Origin of the sequence: Microbacterium terrae, assembly GCF_017831975.1 — a bacterium.
In the GTDB taxonomy this organism is placed as follows: domain Bacteria; phylum Actinomycetota; class Actinomycetes; order Actinomycetales; family Microbacteriaceae; genus Microbacterium; species Microbacterium terrae.
Genome location: NZ_JAFDSS010000001.1, coordinates 2,404,852 through 2,421,301, shown reverse-complemented (window position 1 = coordinate 2,421,301; position 16,450 = coordinate 2,404,852). Strand labels below are relative to the sequence as shown.

Annotated in this window: 17 protein-coding genes; 14 read left to right on the top strand and 3 right to left on the bottom strand. The window is 71.1% G+C overall.

Features of this window, described 5'->3' with window-relative positions:
- Positions 1 to 3 precede the first annotated feature (3 nt).
- From JOD63_RS11135 to JOD63_RS11075, 13 genes are all read left to right on the top strand, one after another.
- Complete coding sequence (locus JOD63_RS11135; RefSeq protein WP_045275429.1) at positions 4 to 639, top strand: TetR/AcrR family transcriptional regulator; 636 nt, start codon at positions 4 to 6, stop codon at positions 637 to 639.
- A gap of 40 nt (positions 640 to 679) precedes the next feature.
- Positions 680 to 958, top strand: a complete 279-nt coding sequence (locus JOD63_RS11130; protein WP_045275428.1) for a DUF2277 domain-containing protein — start codon at positions 680 to 682, stop codon at positions 956 to 958.
- Between the two features lie 81 nt (positions 959 to 1,039).
- Positions 1,040 to 2,728 (top strand): ABC-F family ATP-binding cassette domain-containing protein, encoded by a 1,689-nt coding sequence (locus tag JOD63_RS11125; protein ID WP_045275427.1) that lies wholly within the window; start codon positions 1,040 to 1,042, stop codon positions 2,726 to 2,728.
- A 47-nt stretch (positions 2,729 to 2,775) separates the two neighbouring features.
- Entirely contained in the window at positions 2,776 to 3,894 is a 1,119-nt protein-coding gene (locus tag JOD63_RS11120) for a GuaB3 family IMP dehydrogenase-related protein (RefSeq protein ID WP_211088190.1), read from the top strand.
- Between the two features lie 95 nt (positions 3,895 to 3,989).
- Positions 3,990 to 4,772, top strand: a complete 783-nt coding sequence (locus JOD63_RS11115; protein ID WP_084613488.1) for an SURF1 family protein — start codon at positions 3,990 to 3,992, stop codon at positions 4,770 to 4,772.
- A 44-nt stretch (positions 4,773 to 4,816) separates the two neighbouring features.
- The gene (locus tag JOD63_RS11110; protein WP_045275425.1) at positions 4,817 to 5,317 is read left to right on the top strand and encodes a DUF3817 domain-containing protein; all 501 of its coding nucleotides are present in this window, start codon (positions 4,817 to 4,819) and stop codon (positions 5,315 to 5,317) included.
- A complete protein-coding gene (gene guaA, locus JOD63_RS11105) occupies positions 5,314 to 6,897 on the top strand; it encodes a glutamine-hydrolyzing GMP synthase (protein ID WP_045275424.1) in 1,584 nt (527 codons plus the stop codon). The genes JOD63_RS11110 and guaA overlap by 4 nt, the downstream gene beginning before the upstream one ends.
- A gap of 88 nt (positions 6,898 to 6,985) precedes the next feature.
- A complete protein-coding gene (locus tag JOD63_RS11100) occupies positions 6,986 to 8,350 on the top strand; it encodes a glycosyltransferase (protein ID WP_045275423.1) in 1,365 nt (454 codons plus the stop codon).
- 114 nt (positions 8,351 to 8,464) lie between these two features.
- Entirely contained in the window at positions 8,465 to 8,650 is a 186-nt protein-coding gene (locus JOD63_RS11095; protein WP_045275422.1) for a hypothetical protein, read from the top strand.
- The gene (locus JOD63_RS11090) at positions 8,647 to 8,931 is read left to right on the top strand and encodes a hypothetical protein (RefSeq protein ID WP_045275421.1); all 285 of its coding nucleotides are present in this window, start codon (positions 8,647 to 8,649) and stop codon (positions 8,929 to 8,931) included. The genes JOD63_RS11095 and JOD63_RS11090 overlap by 4 nt, the downstream gene beginning before the upstream one ends.
- A complete protein-coding gene (locus tag JOD63_RS11085) occupies positions 8,928 to 10,493 on the top strand; it encodes an AAA family ATPase (RefSeq protein ID WP_045275420.1) in 1,566 nt (521 codons plus the stop codon). Before JOD63_RS11090 ends, JOD63_RS11085 begins: the two co-directional genes overlap by 4 nt.
- 2 nt (positions 10,494 to 10,495) lie before the next feature.
- Positions 10,496 to 10,984 carry a hypothetical protein gene (locus JOD63_RS11080; RefSeq protein ID WP_157003978.1) on the top strand — a complete coding sequence of 163 codons (489 nt, stop codon included), beginning with the start codon at positions 10,496 to 10,498 and terminating at the stop codon, positions 10,982 to 10,984.
- Positions 10,981 to 11,640 (top strand): hypothetical protein, encoded by a 660-nt coding sequence (locus tag JOD63_RS11075; protein WP_052682487.1) that lies wholly within the window; start codon positions 10,981 to 10,983, stop codon positions 11,638 to 11,640. The genes JOD63_RS11080 and JOD63_RS11075 overlap by 4 nt, the downstream gene beginning before the upstream one ends.
- A 6-nt stretch (positions 11,641 to 11,646) precedes the next feature.
- Here the strand turns inward: JOD63_RS11075 and ligD are convergent, their stop codons facing one another.
- On the bottom strand, positions 11,647 to 12,894 hold the full coding sequence (ligD, locus tag JOD63_RS11070) for a non-homologous end-joining DNA ligase (RefSeq protein WP_045275418.1): 1,248 nt from the start codon (positions 12,892 to 12,894) through the stop codon (positions 11,647 to 11,649).
- Between the two features lie 126 nt (positions 12,895 to 13,020).
- Positions 13,021 to 13,938 (bottom strand): Bax inhibitor-1/YccA family protein, encoded by a 918-nt coding sequence (locus tag JOD63_RS11065; RefSeq protein ID WP_045275417.1) that lies wholly within the window; start codon positions 13,936 to 13,938, stop codon positions 13,021 to 13,023.
- 155 nt (positions 13,939 to 14,093) lie between these two features.
- On the opposite strand from JOD63_RS11065, the gene JOD63_RS11060 reads away from it, so the two are divergent.
- The gene (locus tag JOD63_RS11060; protein WP_045275489.1) at positions 14,094 to 15,104 is read left to right on the top strand and encodes a glycerophosphodiester phosphodiesterase family protein; all 1,011 of its coding nucleotides are present in this window, start codon (positions 14,094 to 14,096) and stop codon (positions 15,102 to 15,104) included.
- 45 nt (positions 15,105 to 15,149) lie between these two features.
- On the opposite strand, the gene JOD63_RS11055 is transcribed toward JOD63_RS11060, so the two are convergent.
- Entirely contained in the window at positions 15,150 to 16,304 is a 1,155-nt protein-coding gene (locus JOD63_RS11055; RefSeq protein WP_045275416.1) for an MFS transporter, read from the bottom strand.
- Positions 16,305 to 16,450 lie beyond the last annotated feature (146 nt).

The following is a 16,450-nucleotide window of genomic DNA, read 5'->3' as shown; positions in this document are numbered from 1 at the left end:
AGCATGAGCTCTGGAAGCACGCCCGACCTCGACATCGCCGTCGATCCGGGGCGCAGGATGTCGTCCGACGAGCGACGGCAGCAGATCCTCGTCGCAGCGCTCGCGGTGTTCGGCACCCGGGGCTACGACGGCGCCACGACCGACGAGGTCGCGCGCGCCGCCGGCGTCAGCCAGCCCTACGTCGTGCGCCTGTTCGGCTCGAAGGAGAACCTGTTCCTCGCCACGATCGAGGAGGCGCTCGCGCGCCTGCTCACCGCGTTCCGCGAGGCGACGGTCGACGCGGATGCCGAGACCATCGGAAAGCGCGTCGGCCAGGCGTACGTCGACCTGCTGTCGGTGCGGGGCCTGCACCAGACCCTCGCGAACGCGTACCTGATGGGCAGCCATCCGGTCATCGGCCCGGCGGCACGCCGGGGCTTCGCCGCCGTCTGGCGGTTCTTCCGCGACGACATGGGCCTCGACGCCGACCGGGCGCGCGAATTCCTCGCGGAGGGCATGCTCATCAGCACGATGATCGGGCTGCGCCTCGTCGACGACTACGGCTCCGACCCCGAGATCACCGAGCTGTTCCGCTCGTGCTTCCCGACCGACCTGCCCCACATCCTCGACGTCGTCCCCCGGGGCACCGACCGCTGGTGAGCGGGTGACGGATGCCGCGTCGCGGCGTATCGTCGCTGCCATGTGCCGGAACATCCACACCCTCCACAACTTCGAGCCCGCCGCCACATCCGACGAGGTGCACGCGGCGGCCCTCCAGTACGTCCGCAAGATCGCGGGCACCACCAAGCCGTCGAAGGCGAACCAGGAGGCGTTCGACCACGCCGTCCACGAGATCGCCCACCTCACGCAGCACCTGCTCGACGACCTCGTCGCCACCGTGCCGCCGAAGAACCGCGAGGAGGAGGCCGAGAAGGCCCGGGCGCGCGCCATCAAGTCGGGCCGGTACGCCGCGGCCTGACGTCGCAGCGCCACCCACCGTGCGATAGCCTGGTCGGCTCCCCGAACGGCGACGGATGCCGCACGGAGCAGGAAGCACGACATGGGGTACATCGACATCGCCGCGGTCAGCTACGCGCTGCCCGACGGCCGGCCGCTCCTCGACGAGGTCTCGTTCCGGGTCGGCGAAGGGTCGACGACGGCGCTCATCGGGCAGAACGGCGCCGGCAAGACGACGCTGCTGCGCATCATCCGCGACGAGCTCGATCCGCTGTCGGGGGTCGTCTCGATCGACGGCGGGCTCGGCGTCATGGACCAGTTCGTGGGTCACGGCCAGGCGGGGCAGACCGTGCACGATCTGCTCATCGCGGTCGCGCCCGATCGGGTGCGCCGGGCTGCACGCGAGCTCGCCGAGGCGGAACTCGCGATCATCGAGGACGACGACCTCGACACCCAGATGCGGTACGCCGGCGCGCTCGCCGACTACGCCGAGGCGGGAGGGTACGAGTACGAGACGGTGTGGGACACGTGCACGACGGCCGCGCTCGGCATCCCGTTCGCGCGGGCGCAGTACCGCGAGCTGGCCACGCTGTCGGGCGGCGAGCAGAAGCGGCTCGCGCTCGAGGCGCTGCTGCGCGGACCCGACCAGGTGCTCCTCCTCGACGAGCCCGACAACTACCTCGACGTGCCCGGCAAGCGCTGGCTCGAGGATCGGCTGCGCGAGACGCCGAAGACCGTGCTGCTGGTCTCGCACGACCGCGAGCTGCTCGCCCGGGCCGCCGACCGCATCGTCACGCTCGAGGCGGGCGGCGCGGGCAGCACCGCGTGGGTGCACGGCGGCGGGTTCGGCACGTACCATCGCGCCCGCGACGACCGGATGGCGCGCCTCGACGAGCTGCGCCGGCGGTGGGACGAGCAGCACGTCAAGCTCAAGGAGCTGGTGGCGACCCTCAAGGTGAAGGCCACCGCGAACGACTCGTTCACCTCGCGCTACCGCGCCGCCCAGACGCGCCTGCGCAAGTTCGAGGAGGTCGGTCCGCCGCAGGAGCGGCCGAAGGAGCAGGACCTCGACCTGCGCCTGCGCGGCGCGCGCACCGGGCGTCGCGCCGTGGTGGCCGAGCAGCTGGAGCTCACCGGGCTGATGAAGCCCTTCGACGCCGAGGTGTGGTTCGGCGACCGGGTCGCCGTGCTCGGGTCGAACGGGTCGGGCAAGTCGCACTTCCTGCGTCTGCTCGCCCGTGGCGGCACCGATCCCGACGCGCGGCTCGGCCACATGACGACCACGGGCGGCGCGCTCGCGCCCGTCTCGCACACCGGGCGGGCGGTGCTCGGCGCGCGCGTGGTTCCGGGGTGGTTCGCGCAGACCCACCGGCATCCGGAGTTCGACGGCCGCACCCTGCTCGACATCCTCCACCGCGGCGAGGACGCCCGCGCCGGCTTGCCGCGTGACGCGGCGAGCTCGGCGCTGGACCGCTACGGCCTCGTCGGGCAGGCCGAGCAGCGCTTCGACGACCTGTCGGGCGGACAGCAGGCGCGGTTCCAGATCCTGCTGCTCGAGCTGTCGGGAGCGACGCTGCTGCTGCTCGACGAGCCCACCGACAACCTCGACCTCGTTTCGGCCGAAGCGCTGCAGGACGCGCTCGCGCGCTTCGAGGGCACGGTGCTCGCCGTCACGCACGACCGGTGGCTCGCGAAGTCCTTCGACCGGTTCCTGGTGTTCGGGGCGGACGGCAGGGTCGTGGAGTCGGATGCCCCGGTCTGGGACGAGACGCGGGTCGTGCGCGACCGCTGACCGGCATCGGGGCGCCGCGCACCGACGGGTAGGCTGGGCTCGTGAGCATGGACATGGAGATCGGCCGCGCCAAGCGCGCTCGCCGCGCGTACACGTTCGACGACATCGCGGTGGTGCCCTCGCGGCGCACCCGCAATCCTGAAGATGTCTCGACCGCGTGGGCCATCGACGCCTTCCAGTTCGACATCCCGGTGATCGGCGCCCCGATGGACTCGGTCGTGAGCCCTCGCACCGCGATCATGCTCGGGCAGCTCGGAGGCCTCGGCGTGCTCGACCTCGAGGGCCTGTGGACCCGCTACGACGACCCCGAGCCGCTCCTCGCCGAGATCGCCGCGCTCGAGAAGTCGGCCGCGACCCGCCGCATGCAGGAGCTGTACGCCGAGCCCATCAAGCCCGAGCTCGTACGCGACCGCCTCGCCGAGATCCGCGCCGCCGGAGTCACCGTCGCCGGCGCCCTCACCCCGCAGCGCACCCAGGAGCTGTACGAGACGGTCGTCGCCGCCGGCGTCGACCTGTTCGTCATCCGCGGCACCACGGTGTCGGCCGAGCACGTCTCGAGCGTCGATGCCCCCCTCAACCTCAAGAAGTTCATCTACGACCTCGACGTGCCCGTCATCGTCGGCGGCGCGTCGACCTACACCGCGGCCCTCCACCTGATGCGCACCGGTGCAGCCGGCGTGCTGGTCGGCTTCGGCGGCGGCGCCGCGTCGACGACGCGCGCGACGCTCGGGGTGCACGCACCCATGGCGACCGCGGTCGCCGACGTCGCCGGTGCGCGCCGCGACTACCTCGACGAGTCGGGCGGACGCTACGTCCACGTCATCGCCGACGGCGGCGTGGGCACGTCGGGCGACATCGTCAAGGCTCTCGCCATGGGCGCCGACGCGGTCATGCTCGGTGTCGCGCTGGCGCGGGCGACGGATGCCCCGGGCCTGGGCTACCACTGGGGCCCCGAGGCCCACCACCCCAAGCTGCCCCGCGGCCGCCGCGTGCGGGTCGACCAGGTCGCCTCGCTCGAGGAGGTGCTGTACGGTCCGGCTCCCGTCGCCGACGGCACCGCCAACCTCATCGGGGCCCTGCGCAAGTCGATGGCGACGACCGGCTACTCCGAGCTCAAGGAGTTCCAGCGCGTCGAGGTCGTCGTCGCGCCGTACGAAGCCAGATGACCTCGATCGACCCCTCGACAGGCTCGGGGACCGGAAGCGGCGCGGGCGCCGCGGCCGACGTTCCCGAAGTCTTCCCGCCGACGCTGCGCGAGGTGATGCTGCGCCCGCAGTGGATCGGGCTGCTCCTGCTGTGCCTCGTCGTGGCGGGCGTGTTCGCCTGGCTCGGCCAGTGGCAGCTGGGGCGCGCGATCGACACCGACCCGCCGCCCGCGGGGATCACCGAGGAGCTGAAGCCGATCGACGAGATCGTGCAGCCGGGGGAGTACCTCAGCGAGCCGCTCGTCGGCCAGCAGGTCGAGGTGACCGGCCGGTTCGTTCCCGGCGACTTCCTCGTCGTCGCCTCCCGCTACAACGACGACGTAGAGGGCTACTGGGTGACCGGACAGCTCCGCGTCGGCACGGCCGACGGCGATCGCATCCCGCCGACCTCGCTCGCCGTCGCGATCGGCTGGGCGCCGACCGCCGACGACGCCGCGGCCGCGGTCGAGGCGCTCGACGCCGAGGCGCGCGGGCAGACCGGGCTCGAGCTCACCGGGCGACTCATCTCCGACGAGGGTCCCGTGCTGCCGGGCGAAGACGACGACCCGCAGACGATGACGCGCATGTCTCCCGCCGCGCTCCTCGGGCAGTGGAGCGACGTGGACGGCCTCGACGTGTATCGCCAGTACCTCGTCGCCGACGAGACGGCGGGCGGTCTCACCGAGATCTCGTCGCCCGCGCCCGAGGCGGGCTCGACGGTGAACTGGCTCAACATCTTCTACGCCGCCGAGTGGGCGATCTTCGCCGGCTTCGCCTTCTACCTCTGGTACCGGCTCGCGAAGGATGCGTGGGAGAAAGAGGTCGAAGACGTCGAGGATGCCGCGGCCGAGGCATCCTGAACCGTCGGCGGATGCCGCGCGCAGCCGCCGCTAGACTGGAACCCATGCCCCGCGAACCGAAACTCGCTACCTTTCCGGCGATCCGCGGAGCCCTGAGGTTCTACCAGGTCTGCTCGATCATCACCGGCACGATGCTGCTGCTGCTGGTCGGCGAGATGGTGATGAAGTACGCCTTCCACCTGGAGCTCTTCCTCGGCGGGTCCGGCGGATTCCTGTGGTGGGCGCCGGCGGTCGAGACCGCGTCCGGCCTCGAGTCGACCGGCGACGGAATCAACCTGTCGCTCGGCATCCTCGTCGCGCACGGCTGGTTCTACGTCGTCTACCTCATCGCCTGCTTCCGCATCTGGAGCCTGATGCGGTGGAACGTGCTGCGCCTCGGGATGCTCGCCTCGGGCGGCATCGTGCCCCTGCTGTCGTTCTTCATGGAGGCCGTCGTCGCCCGCGACGTCAAGCGCTACCTCCAGGCGCGTGAGGATGCAGAGCTGCATTCGCGCGCCGAGCATTCGTCTTTGACCCACGCGATCCCGACGGAGAACAAGCGGTGACAGAACAGACAGAGACCAGCCAGCGCCCGGTGCTGGTCGTCGACTTCGGTGCGCAGTACGCGCAGCTGATCGCGCGACGCGTGCGTGAGGCCGGCGTGTACAGCGAGATCGTGCCGCACACCGCGACGGCGGCCGACATCGCCGCGAAGAACCCGGTCGGCATAATCCTCTCGGGCGGGCCCTCGTCGGTGTACGAAGAGGGAGCGCCGTCGCTCGACGCCGGCGTCTTCGACCTCGGGGTGCCGACGCTCGGCATCTGCTACGGCTTCCAGGTGATGGCCCGTGCCCTCGGCGGTGAGGTCGCGAACACCGGCCTGCGCGAGTACGGCGCGACGGATGCCGCGGTGGTGAACGACGGCGGCGTGCTGCTGGGCGGTCAGCCGGCGGAGCAGAACGTGTGGATGAGCCACGGCGACCAGGTGTCGCGCGCGCCCGAGGGCTTCGACGTGCTGGCTTCGACCGGGGCGACCCCGGTCGCCGCGTTCGGCAACGACGAGAAGTGCTTCTACGGCGTGCAGTGGCACCCCGAGGTGAAGCACTCCGACTACGGCCAGAACGTGATCGAGAACTTCCTCCACAAGGCGGCGGGACTCCCGGCCGACTGGAACAGCGACAACGTCATCGCCGAGCAGGTCGAGAAGATCCGCGCGCAGGTCGGCACCGGCCACGTGCTCTCCGCACTCTCGGGCGGGGTCGACTCCGCCGTCTCCACGGCGCTCGTGCACAAGGCGGTCGGCGACCAGCTCGTCGCCGTGTTCGTCGACCACGGACTGCTCCGCAAGGGCGAGCGCGAGCAGGTCGAGAACGACTACGTCGCGTCGACCGGTGTGCGCCTGGTGACCGTCGACGCGCGCGAGACGTTCCTGAACGCCCTCGCCGGCGTCAGCGACCCCGAGCAGAAGCGCAAGATCATCGGCCGCGAGTTCATCCGCGCGTTCGAGAAGGTGCAGGCCGATCTGGTCGCCGAGGCGGCGGCCGAGGGCGAGCCCATCCGCTTCCTCGTGCAGGGCACGCTCTACCCCGACGTGGTGGAGTCGGGCGGCGGCACCGGCACCGCGAACATCAAGTCGCACCACAACGTGGGCGGCCTCCCCGAAGACCTGCAGTTCGAGCTCATCGAACCGCTGCGCACTCTCTTCAAAGACGAGGTGCGCGCGATCGGCCGCGAGCTCGGGCTCCCCGAGGTGATCGTCGGGCGCCAGCCGTTTCCGGGGCCCGGCCTCGGAATCCGCATCGTGGGTGAGGTCACCGCTGACCGCCTCGAGATTCTGCGTGATGCCGACGCGATCGCCCGCGAAGAGCTGACGAAGGCGGGCCTCGACGGCGAGATCTGGCAGTGCCCGGTCGTGCTGCTGGCCGACGTGCGCTCGGTGGGCGTGCAGGGCGACGGCCGCACCTACGGTCACCCGATCGTGCTGCGCCCCGTCTCGAGCGAAGACGCGATGACCGCCGACTGGACCCGTCTGCCCTACGACGTGCTGTCGAAGATCTCGAACCGCATCACCAACGAGGTGCGCGACGTCAACCGCGTCGTCCTCGACGTCACGTCGAAGCCGCCGGGCACCATCGAGTGGGAGTGACTTCCGGATGCCGCGGGCCTGTGCCCGCGGCATCCGTCGTCTCACGCCATCGTTTCGCGCTGCCGCGGCGAACCGGCAGGATTGACGGGTGACTTCGAACGCGCTGCCCGACGCCGACTACGTGGTGCTCGGCAGCCGCATCGCCCTGGGGCTCGACGGCGGATTCGCGGTCGCGGTGCCCACGCGGGTGCGGCTGCTCGCGGCGGCGGGGGCGCGTGATCCGCTGATGCTGAGCGTCGACGGCCAGTCGGCCGAGGTGCACGCCGCGCAGCGGCAGGAGTTCGTCGAGGCGGGTCTGCTGGCCACGGCATCCTCGTTCCGCAACCTGTTCGACGACCTCGCGGCCGATCCCACGTGGCTGTTCGACGCCGGTGCGCCCGGGGGACGCGCTGCCGGCGTGGAGTACCGAGAGGTGACGGATGCCGCGGGCCGGCCGATCGTGTCGCTGCCGGTCTTCCAGGACGATCCCGAGTGGCATCTGCGCGACGCCGCCGTCGTGGCGCACGCACCGGACGGCGATCGGGTCGTCGCGGGCTTCCCCGGCCTGTACATCGCGTGGCTCGAGCACATCGCCGCCGAGCGGCGAGCGGCCGCCGGTGACCCCGATCGGCTCTTCGTGGTGGTGTGCGAGTCCCGACAGATCGGCGAGGCGCTGGTCGGCTGGTCCGACCCGCGCGTGCGGCTCGTCCACACCGTGCACAACTCGCACCTGCCCGCACCCCACGACGACCCGTCGGCTCCGGTCGTAGGGCTGTGGCGTCGGTGGCTGGCGACGCTCGGCGCGTACGACGCCGTGCTCTGGCCGACGGCCGCGCAGCGCGACGACGTCGCGTCGCGGTTCGGGCACGCCGACCGGTCGCACGTCGTTCCCAATCCGATCGAGCTGGGAGACGAACCGTCTGGTGCGCGCGACGGGCGCACGGTCGTGATGCTCAACCGGCTCGCGCCCCAGAAGCGCGTCGATCTGGCCGTGCGGGCCTGGGGGCAGGTCGTGTCGGCAGTGCCCGATGCGCGCCTCGACGTGTACGGCGACGGGCCGCTGCGCGGCGAGCTGCAGGCCCTCATCGACGAGCTGGGGCTGGGCGGGTCGGTGACCCTCCACGGGGTGACGTCGGAACGCGATGCGATCTTCGATCGGGCGGCGCTGTTCCTCACCGCGACCGCGTTCGAGGGGCAGGGGCTGTCGATCGCCGAGGCGATGGCGCGCGGGCTGCCGGTCGTCTCGACCGATGCGCGGTACGGACCGCGTGAGACGATCGGCGATGCGGGCGTGCTGGTGGCGCCGGGTGACGTCGACGCCCTCGCCGAGGCGGTGATCGGGCTGCTGCTCGACGACGACCGGCGCCTCGCGCTGGCGTCGCGCGCACGGACGGCCGCCGCGGGCTTCACCGCGGACGCCGTGCAGCCTGCTCTGGTCGCCGCGCTGCAGGCGGCGGTCGCTTCGCGCGGATGACGCCGATGGGTACTTGTCCCCATCGAAGCGGGACGGCGATGCCCGGTAGCGTGGTGGCGTCGCGCTGCCGGTCTCGGCCGCGGCTGTCCGCCTCCGCTCTCAGGGAGTCTCACCATGTCGAATGATGCGCTGACCGCGGCGCTGGGTGGGTTGCGCGTGCGCGTGCCCGAGTCCGCGGCGGATGCCGACGCCCTGCGCGCCGAGGTGCGCGCGGCCGACGCCGCCCTGGGCGAGTGGCTGCGCACTGCGGCGGACCGACGCGGCAGCGCCGCCCCGCGCCACGATGGGGGAGATCGATGACCGACGTCCGGATGGACCTTGCGCGGCTCGAGTCGACCGCGAGCTCGGCGAAGAACCTCGCGACCACCTTCGAGGAGGCCGAGAAGTTCGCCGACGACCTCGGGAGCCTCACCGGTCACGGGGGTCTCGCCGACAAGATCGAGGACTTCGGCGGCAAGTGGGACAACGCGCGCGAAGACCTGCAGGAGAACCTGCGCTCCCAGGCCGACTTCATGCAGGCGATCGTCGACACGTTCCGTGATCTCGACGCGAAGATGGCGCAGGACGGAGAGGGCGGATGAGCGTCCTTCCCGGGCACCCGGCGGAATTGTCGGCGCGAGCGGTCGACCTCGTGTCGTCGGCCGAGGTCATCCGCTCCGTCATCCGCGAACTCCGCGGCATCGTCTCCGACGATGACGAGGGCCAGGCAGTGCGGGCGCTCGCCGAGCAGAACGAGCAGATATCCGCCGAGCTCGAGCGCATCCAGCCCCGCTACAAGGGCACGGCCGACGCGATCTCGGAGTACGCTGTCGCACTCACGACGGCGCACGACGATGCGCACCGCGCCCAGGACGACCTCGATGAGGCGCTTCTCGAGCAGAGCCGTGCCGACCGCGCCCTCGAAGATCTCACCGACCAGGCGAACGCCGCCGACGACCCGTCGCCGAGCCTCACCGGTCGGGTGTCGGGCGCGCAGCGGGACGCCGACGATGCCTCCGCCGCCGTGGCCGCCGCCGAGCGGCGCATCGAGCGGGCACGCGAAGACATGGACGATGCGGCCGAGACCGCGATCCGCAGGATCGATGCGGCGATCGACGCGACGAACGAGGGCTTCTGGGATGGCGTCGGCGAGTTCTTCTCCGACATCGGCGACTTCCTCGCCGGGATCGGGGAGTGGATCGGCGATTTCCTCGAGGACGTGGTCAACCTCCTCAAGGCGATCGCAGACACGCTCGTCGCAATCCTCGCCACGATCGCCATCCTGCTTCTCATCGTCGCGATCGGAGCGCTGTTCGGCACGATCGGCCTCATCATCGGCGCGGTCATCGCGGGCGTCCTCGCCGCCTTCCTCATCGCGAGCGTGCTGTCGGACGTGCTCAAGCCGACACCGGCCGTGAGTGGGACCGACCCGTATGCCGGCGACGAGAACAAGAAGCCCGACGACCCGAGCCTCGCCACCGTGCTCGACGGCACGACCGAGGTGGACAAGCTCGGTGGCGAGACGGACACCGTCGTCAAGATCACCAAGGTGCTCGGGCCCGACGGCTGGTACTACACCGTCACCCTGCCGAGCACCCAGGAGTGGCTGTCGCGGTTCGGCGATCAGGGCGCCGTGAACGACCTCGACAGCAACCTGGCGCTGATGCTGACACCCGCGCTGCAGACGCAGTACGAGCGTGCGGTGCTCGACGCGATGGCGCAGGAGGGGATCGGCCCCGACGATCCGGTCATGCTCGTCGGGTTCAGCCAGGGCGGGATCATGGCCGGGCACCTGGCCGCGTACAACTCCGACTACAACTGGCAGGCGGTCGTCGTGTCGGGTGCGCCGATCGACCACATGCCCATCCCGAACGACGTCGACGTCGTCTCGGTGCAGCACAACGGCGACCCGGTACCGAGACTGGACTTCCTCGGGGGAGACGTCGACAGCATCGAGCACGGATCGAACTGGACGTCGATCCGCGTCGATCCTCCGACGCCCAACCCGACCCTCGGGGTCGATGTCGAAGCCCACAACTCCGTCGACTACTCGGCGACGCTGGAGGACCACATCGGCGAGGTGCAGGCGAACCATCCCGACCTCGGCAACTTCTTCAACGACAATGGGTACGTGGACACGTCGTACTACCAATGGACCGAGTGACGATGGCAAGACAGAGCAAGGGGATGCGTCTGCTGCCCGCCCTCGTGCTGGCGGGAGCACTGCTGGGCGGGGCGCTTGCAGGGTGCGGCGTCGTGCCTCAGGGCACCCAGAATTCGGAGGAGGCGACCGTGGATTACGGCGATGTGGCAGAAGCGGTGACGACGGCCGTGCCCAGGGTCGTGGCGGTCGAGGATCCGAGCCGGTGGAAGAACGGGTTCGGTCACGGCCTCGCGCTGTCGCTCGTCACCGACTCCGCTGAGCCGTTCACGGCTGAGGAACTCGATGCGGTCGTCGAGACGGTCTGGCGCACGCTCCCGTGGGAGCCGAACACCATCGAGCTGATCGCCGGCACGGTCGACGCGGGCGACCCCGTCGATCTCCGCGCCGCCGCCGCCGACCTCGACCAGCTCGTCGTCCGCAACGCCGGCCAGGGCGGCGTCACCCTCACCGGAATGGACGCCCGCTACGGCGACTGGGCGGCGCCCGAGTGAGTGGTGCCCGGCTGCGCTTCCGTCTTCCCGGACGGTGGTTCTCCGTCGATCTGTCGGGCGCCGATGCCACGACGGCATCGATCCGTCGGATCGCGAAGGATGCCGTGGGCCCGGCCGATGACCGCGCGACGGAGCGCGCCCGGATTCGGCGCCAGCTGGAGGCAGCCGCCGCCGAGGGTGCGCGGGGAGACGTGCGGGCCATCATGTTCTCGACCGAGATCGCACCGGGCACGCCGCTGCCGGTGACGCTGCTCGTCTTCGAACCGGCCGACCTGCGCATGAGCCCCGCGATCGGCACGGCCCCCGAGACCGTGCTGAAGGTCATGGCCGAGGGGCTCGCGCAGATCGACCCGGTCGCGCGCGCGTCGATGGTCGAGGTGCGGGGTCCCGGCGTGCCCGCGCTGCGTACGCATCGCGTCGAGCCTGTGCACGACGGCACCGAGGCGGACGGGACCATCCGGCTCACCGCCGATTACTGGATACCGGTGCCCGGCTCCAAGCAGCTCGTGATGGTGCGCTTCGCCACCCCGCTCGGCGAGCTCGAGAACATGATGTGCGCCCTGTTCGACGAGTTCGTCGCCGTGGCGTACTTCAGCGACGAGCGGCCGCCGTCGCTGCGCGACCAGATCCTCGCCCGCGGGGCCGCGGCGCGCTGAGCAGGTTCAGCGCTCGGCGAGCGGCCCGGGCCAGGTCTTGCCCGCCCACGGGTCGTAGTCGGCGAGCAGCGCCTCCTGCGGAGGACGCTCCGCCTCGGGGATGTGCTGCAGGTTCACCCGCACCCGGTACCAGAGCGAGCTCGACCCGCGCATGCCGTCGACCATCACGTCGGCGGGATGCAGCATCCCGGCCGCCTTCGTGTGCGCCTGCTTCCACTGCTCCAGCGCCGCCAGCGCCTCGGGCTTGGTCTTCGTGCGAGCGACCTCGATGAGCGGCATCGTCGACTGCCGACGCCCGTCGGCGGAGCCGGCGCGCGGCGGCTTCTCGGCGGGGCCGAGCTCGTCGGCGAGGCGCAGCAGGCCGTCGAGCGTGCCGACCGCGTCGTCGATGCCCGCGTGCGGGTCGCCGATCGCGGCGTAGCGCTCGAGCACGGTCGCGACGGTGAACTCCTCGGGGCGGCGATCGCGCACCTCGTCCCAGTCGAGCGGGGTCGAGACGCGGGCGTCGGCGAGCGGGCGGATCGAGTACGCGGATGCCACGGTGCGGTCCTTGGCGTTCTGGTTGAAGTCGACGAACACGCTCTCGCCGCGCTCCTCCTTCCACCAGCGGGCGGTGGCGAGGCCGGGGGCGCGGTTCTCGACCTCGCGGGCGAGCGTCTCGGCGGCGAGCCGCAGCTGCTTGTAGTCCCACTGCGGGGCAATGCGCACCAGGATGTGCATGCCGCGCGACCCGCTCGTCTTCGGCCAGCCCACGAGCCCGACGTCGTCGAGCACCTCGCGGGCGACGAACGCCACGTCGACGATCTGCGACCAGTCGACGCCCGGCATCGGGTCGAGGTCGATGCGCAGCTCGTCGGGGTGGTCGAGGTCTTCGGCCCGGATCGGATGCGGGTTGAGGTCGAGGCATCCGAGATTCACGACCCAGGCGAGGCCCGCGGCATCCCGGATCACGGTCTCTTCGGCCGATGTGCCGCGGGCGTAGTGGAGGGTCGCGGTGTCGATGAACCCGGGGTGGTTCTCGGGCACGCGCTTCTGGAAGAAGGCTTCCTGGTCGATGCCCTTGACGAACCGTTTGAGCACCATCGGCCTGCCGCCCGCGCCCCGCAGCGCGCCGTCGGCGACGGCGAGGTAGTAGCGCACGACGTCGAGCTTGGTGATCCCGGCCTCCGGGAACACGACCTTGCTCGGGCTCGAGATGCGCACCTCGTGCCCGTCGATCTCGAGGATCTCGGCTTCGCTCCGGCTCGGGCTCACCCGCCCCACGCTAGCGGCCGCCCGCGTGGGCTGGTACCCCGGCGGTGTCGCGGGGGGTGCGGCGCGGGGGAACGCGGAACGGCCGCCCGGAGAACCGGACGGCCGTTCGCAGCGGATGCCTGTGCGCTAGTTGTTGCCGCGCAGGATCGCGAGGATGCGCAGGATCTCGACGTACAGCCACACGACGGTGACCATGATGCCGAAGGCCCCGAGCCAGGCGTACTGGCGCGGGGCGCGGTTCTTGACGCCGCGCTGGATGTTGTCGAAGTCGAGCACGAGCGAGTATGCCGCCATGATCACGACGACCACACCGATGATGAGGCCGAGCGGGATGCCGAAGACCTTCTGGCTCAGCAGACCGAAGGCGCCGCCGGCCATGGGCACGTTGAACACCATGAGGAGCACGTTGAGCAGCGAGAAGACCAGGTAGCCGACCATCGCGATGAGGAAGATCTTCGTGGCCTTCGCCGAGGCGCGGATCTTGCCGCTCGCGAACAGCGCGAGGGTGACGCCCACGACCGAGAACGTCGCGAGGGTGGCCTGGATGACGATGCCCTCGTAGAGGAACTCGAAGAACGCCGAGATGCCGCCGACGAAGAGACCCTCGAATGCGGCGTAGCCGAAGATGAGCGCGGGGCGGATCTTCTTGCGCGAGCCGAAGATCACGACCATCGACATGATGAAGCCGCCGATGCCGCCGATGAGCCACGGGGCCATGCTGGGGTTGGGGTTGGCTGCGTCGACGCCGGCCATGGTCCACACCCAGCCGACGACGGCGGTGACGAGCAGGATGGCGAAGAGGCCGACCGTCTTGATCACGGTGTCTTCGACCGTCATGCGGTCGGTGTCGACGGCGCCTGCTGCGGGGGCGGCGTACATGCCCTCGAGCTGAGCCTGGGCTGCGACATCGGTCGCGCCGTGCTGCGCCGAGGACGTCTGGCTGGATGAGCCGATGTTCGCTGCCTGCGGACCGCCGGGGTACGTCTGAACGGCGCGCTGGTCCTGGAACGCCGGGTTGTTGAACGCGGGGTTGTCGAGGGCCACTGCTCTCACACTCCTGTGTCGGGGGTAATCACAGCACTGTGCTGTTGATCAACACTATCCGAACCGGCGCCGCGCGGCCCCGGTGCAGTCTGGGAGTGGGCTATGAACGGATGCCGCCCCCCGGCCCGCTCGCAGGCGCCGGGTAGCCTGTGACGGTGGCTCGCCGCATCCCTCTCGTCATCGGTCATCGTGGGGCGCCCGGCTATCGCCCCGAGCATTCGCGCTCGTCGTACGACCTCGCCCTCGAGTTGGGCGTCGATGCCGTCGAGCCCGATGTCGTCGTCTCGCGCGACGGCGTGCTGGTCGTGCGGCACGAGAACGAGATCTCGGGCACGACCGACGTGGCCGACCGGCCGGAGTTCGCCGAACGTCGCACCACGAAGACGGTCGACGGCGCCGAGCTGACCGGCTGGTTCACCGAGGACTTCACCTGGGACGAGCTGTCGACGCTGCGCTGCCGTGAGCGCCTGCCCCACGTGCGGGTCTCGAGCGCGAGCTTCGACGACCAGCAGCCGGTGCTGCGGCTGCGCGACGTGCTCGACCTGATCCGCGCAGGCTCTCTCGAGCACGGGCGTGAGATCGGCGTGGTGCTCGAGATCAAGCACGCGACCTACTTCGCGAGCCTCGGGTTCGACATCGCCGAGCTCATCGCCGCCGAGCTCACCGCTGCCGGCTGGGCGCACGGCGAACTGCCGCTCACCGTCGAGGCCTTCGAGTCGACGGTGCTGTTCGAGCTGCAGCGTCTCGGCGTCGAGGCTGCCTACATCTACCTGCTCGAGGCTGCCGGGCGGCCGTTCGACCTGTTCGCGGCCCAGGGCAAGACCGCGCTCACCTATCGGCAGACCGCGGCGCCTGCGGGCCTCGACGGCCTCGTGGGGCGAGTCGACGGGATCAGCGTCGACAAGCGGATGATCCTCGCCCCCGACAAGCTCGGCCGGGCGACGGGTCCGTCGTCGGTGGTGACGGATGCTCACGCCCGGGGCCTGTGCGTGTTCACCTGGACCGCGCGGCCCGAGAACTCGTTCCTCGTGCGGCAGTTCCGCCACGGCGGCGACCCGTCGGCATTCGGCGACTGGGAGGCGGAGTGGGCCCTCATCCGCGACTCCGCCGTCGACGGGGTCTTCGTCGACCACCCGGATCTCGGGGTGGAGTTCTTCCGTCGTTGACGCGCGGGCCGTGACAGCGCCCCCGGGGCGCCGGCATCCGTCCCGTCAGTCCGTCGGCTCGGTCACGACGGCGCTGCGGGAGCGCGTGACTCCGACCACGCCCGCCATGAGCGCCACGGCTCCGCCGAGCGTCGCCAGCCCCCAGGGCAGGGCGGTCGCGGCGGCGACGGCTCCGACGAGCAGGGGCCCGGCGCTGTCGCCGAGCTCGCGGCCGAGCTCGGCCGTGCCGAGGGTGCGGCCCATGCGCTCCTGCGGGGTCGAGTCGGCGAGGGCTGCGAAGGCGAACGGTGTGACGACGCCGATCCCGGCCCCGATGAGTACGGCGGCGAGGTAGAGCACGACCGCAGTGGGGAGCACGGCGACGAGAAGGATGCCGGCGGCGAGCACGAGCAGCCCGCCGATCGCGCCGGCGCGATCGGAGAAGCGGCGGCTGTCGCGCAGCGACCCTGCCCACGGCTGCACGATCGCCGACGCGAGGGCGAGCACGGTCGCGATGGCGATCGCGGCGAACAGCGACAGGCCGAGGTGGGTGGCGAGGGCGGGGAGGAAGCCGATCGCGGCGCCGAGCGCGGCGGTCGAGGTTGCGAGGGCAAGCGTCGGCACGAGGAACGCCGAGTCAGTCGTCTGGCGCACAAGATCGACGACCGTGTACCGCGTGCGGGGGAGCGGCGCGGGCGCCGGGAGTGCGAGAAGCACCCAGATCGCGGTCATCGCCGCGGCGGCGCTCAGCACGCCGAACAGCAGCGGCAGCCCGCCCCACGCGATGAGCCCCGCACCGAGCAGTGGCCCGATCGTGTAGCCGAGCGCCTTCCACGAGCCGTACCGGCCGAAGTAGGCGCCGGTGCGCCCGGCACCGAGCCGCGCGACCGTGGCCGACGCGGCCGGGGAGAACGCCGCGGCCGCTGCGCCCTGGCCGAGACGCGCCAGCGTGAGCAGGGCGACGTTCTGCGCGCCGAGGCCGAGCAGCGACAGTGCCGCGAACCCGATCAGGCCACCCACGATCACCGGCTTCGCGCCGATGCGGTCCGACAGCGAGCCGAAGATCGGCTTGAGCAGAACCTCGGCGATGTCGTACAGCGCGAGCAGGAACCCGATCCGCAGCAGGCTCAGGCCGATGTCCTCGCCCGTCGCGCCGACGCCGGCAGCCACGCTGTGCGCGCCGAAGGCCGTGACGAACCCTGCGGCGTACAGCGGACCCATGCGGTGGCGCGGGGTGGCTGGCTCATCGCGCCGGGCTGTGGTCACGGCATCCAGCATCCTGGAACGTTCCGCCGACGACGGTCTCGCCGAAAGAAGGGGGCGCGGCTCGATGACACGGCATGTTGCAGCAACGTTTCAACGTCCGA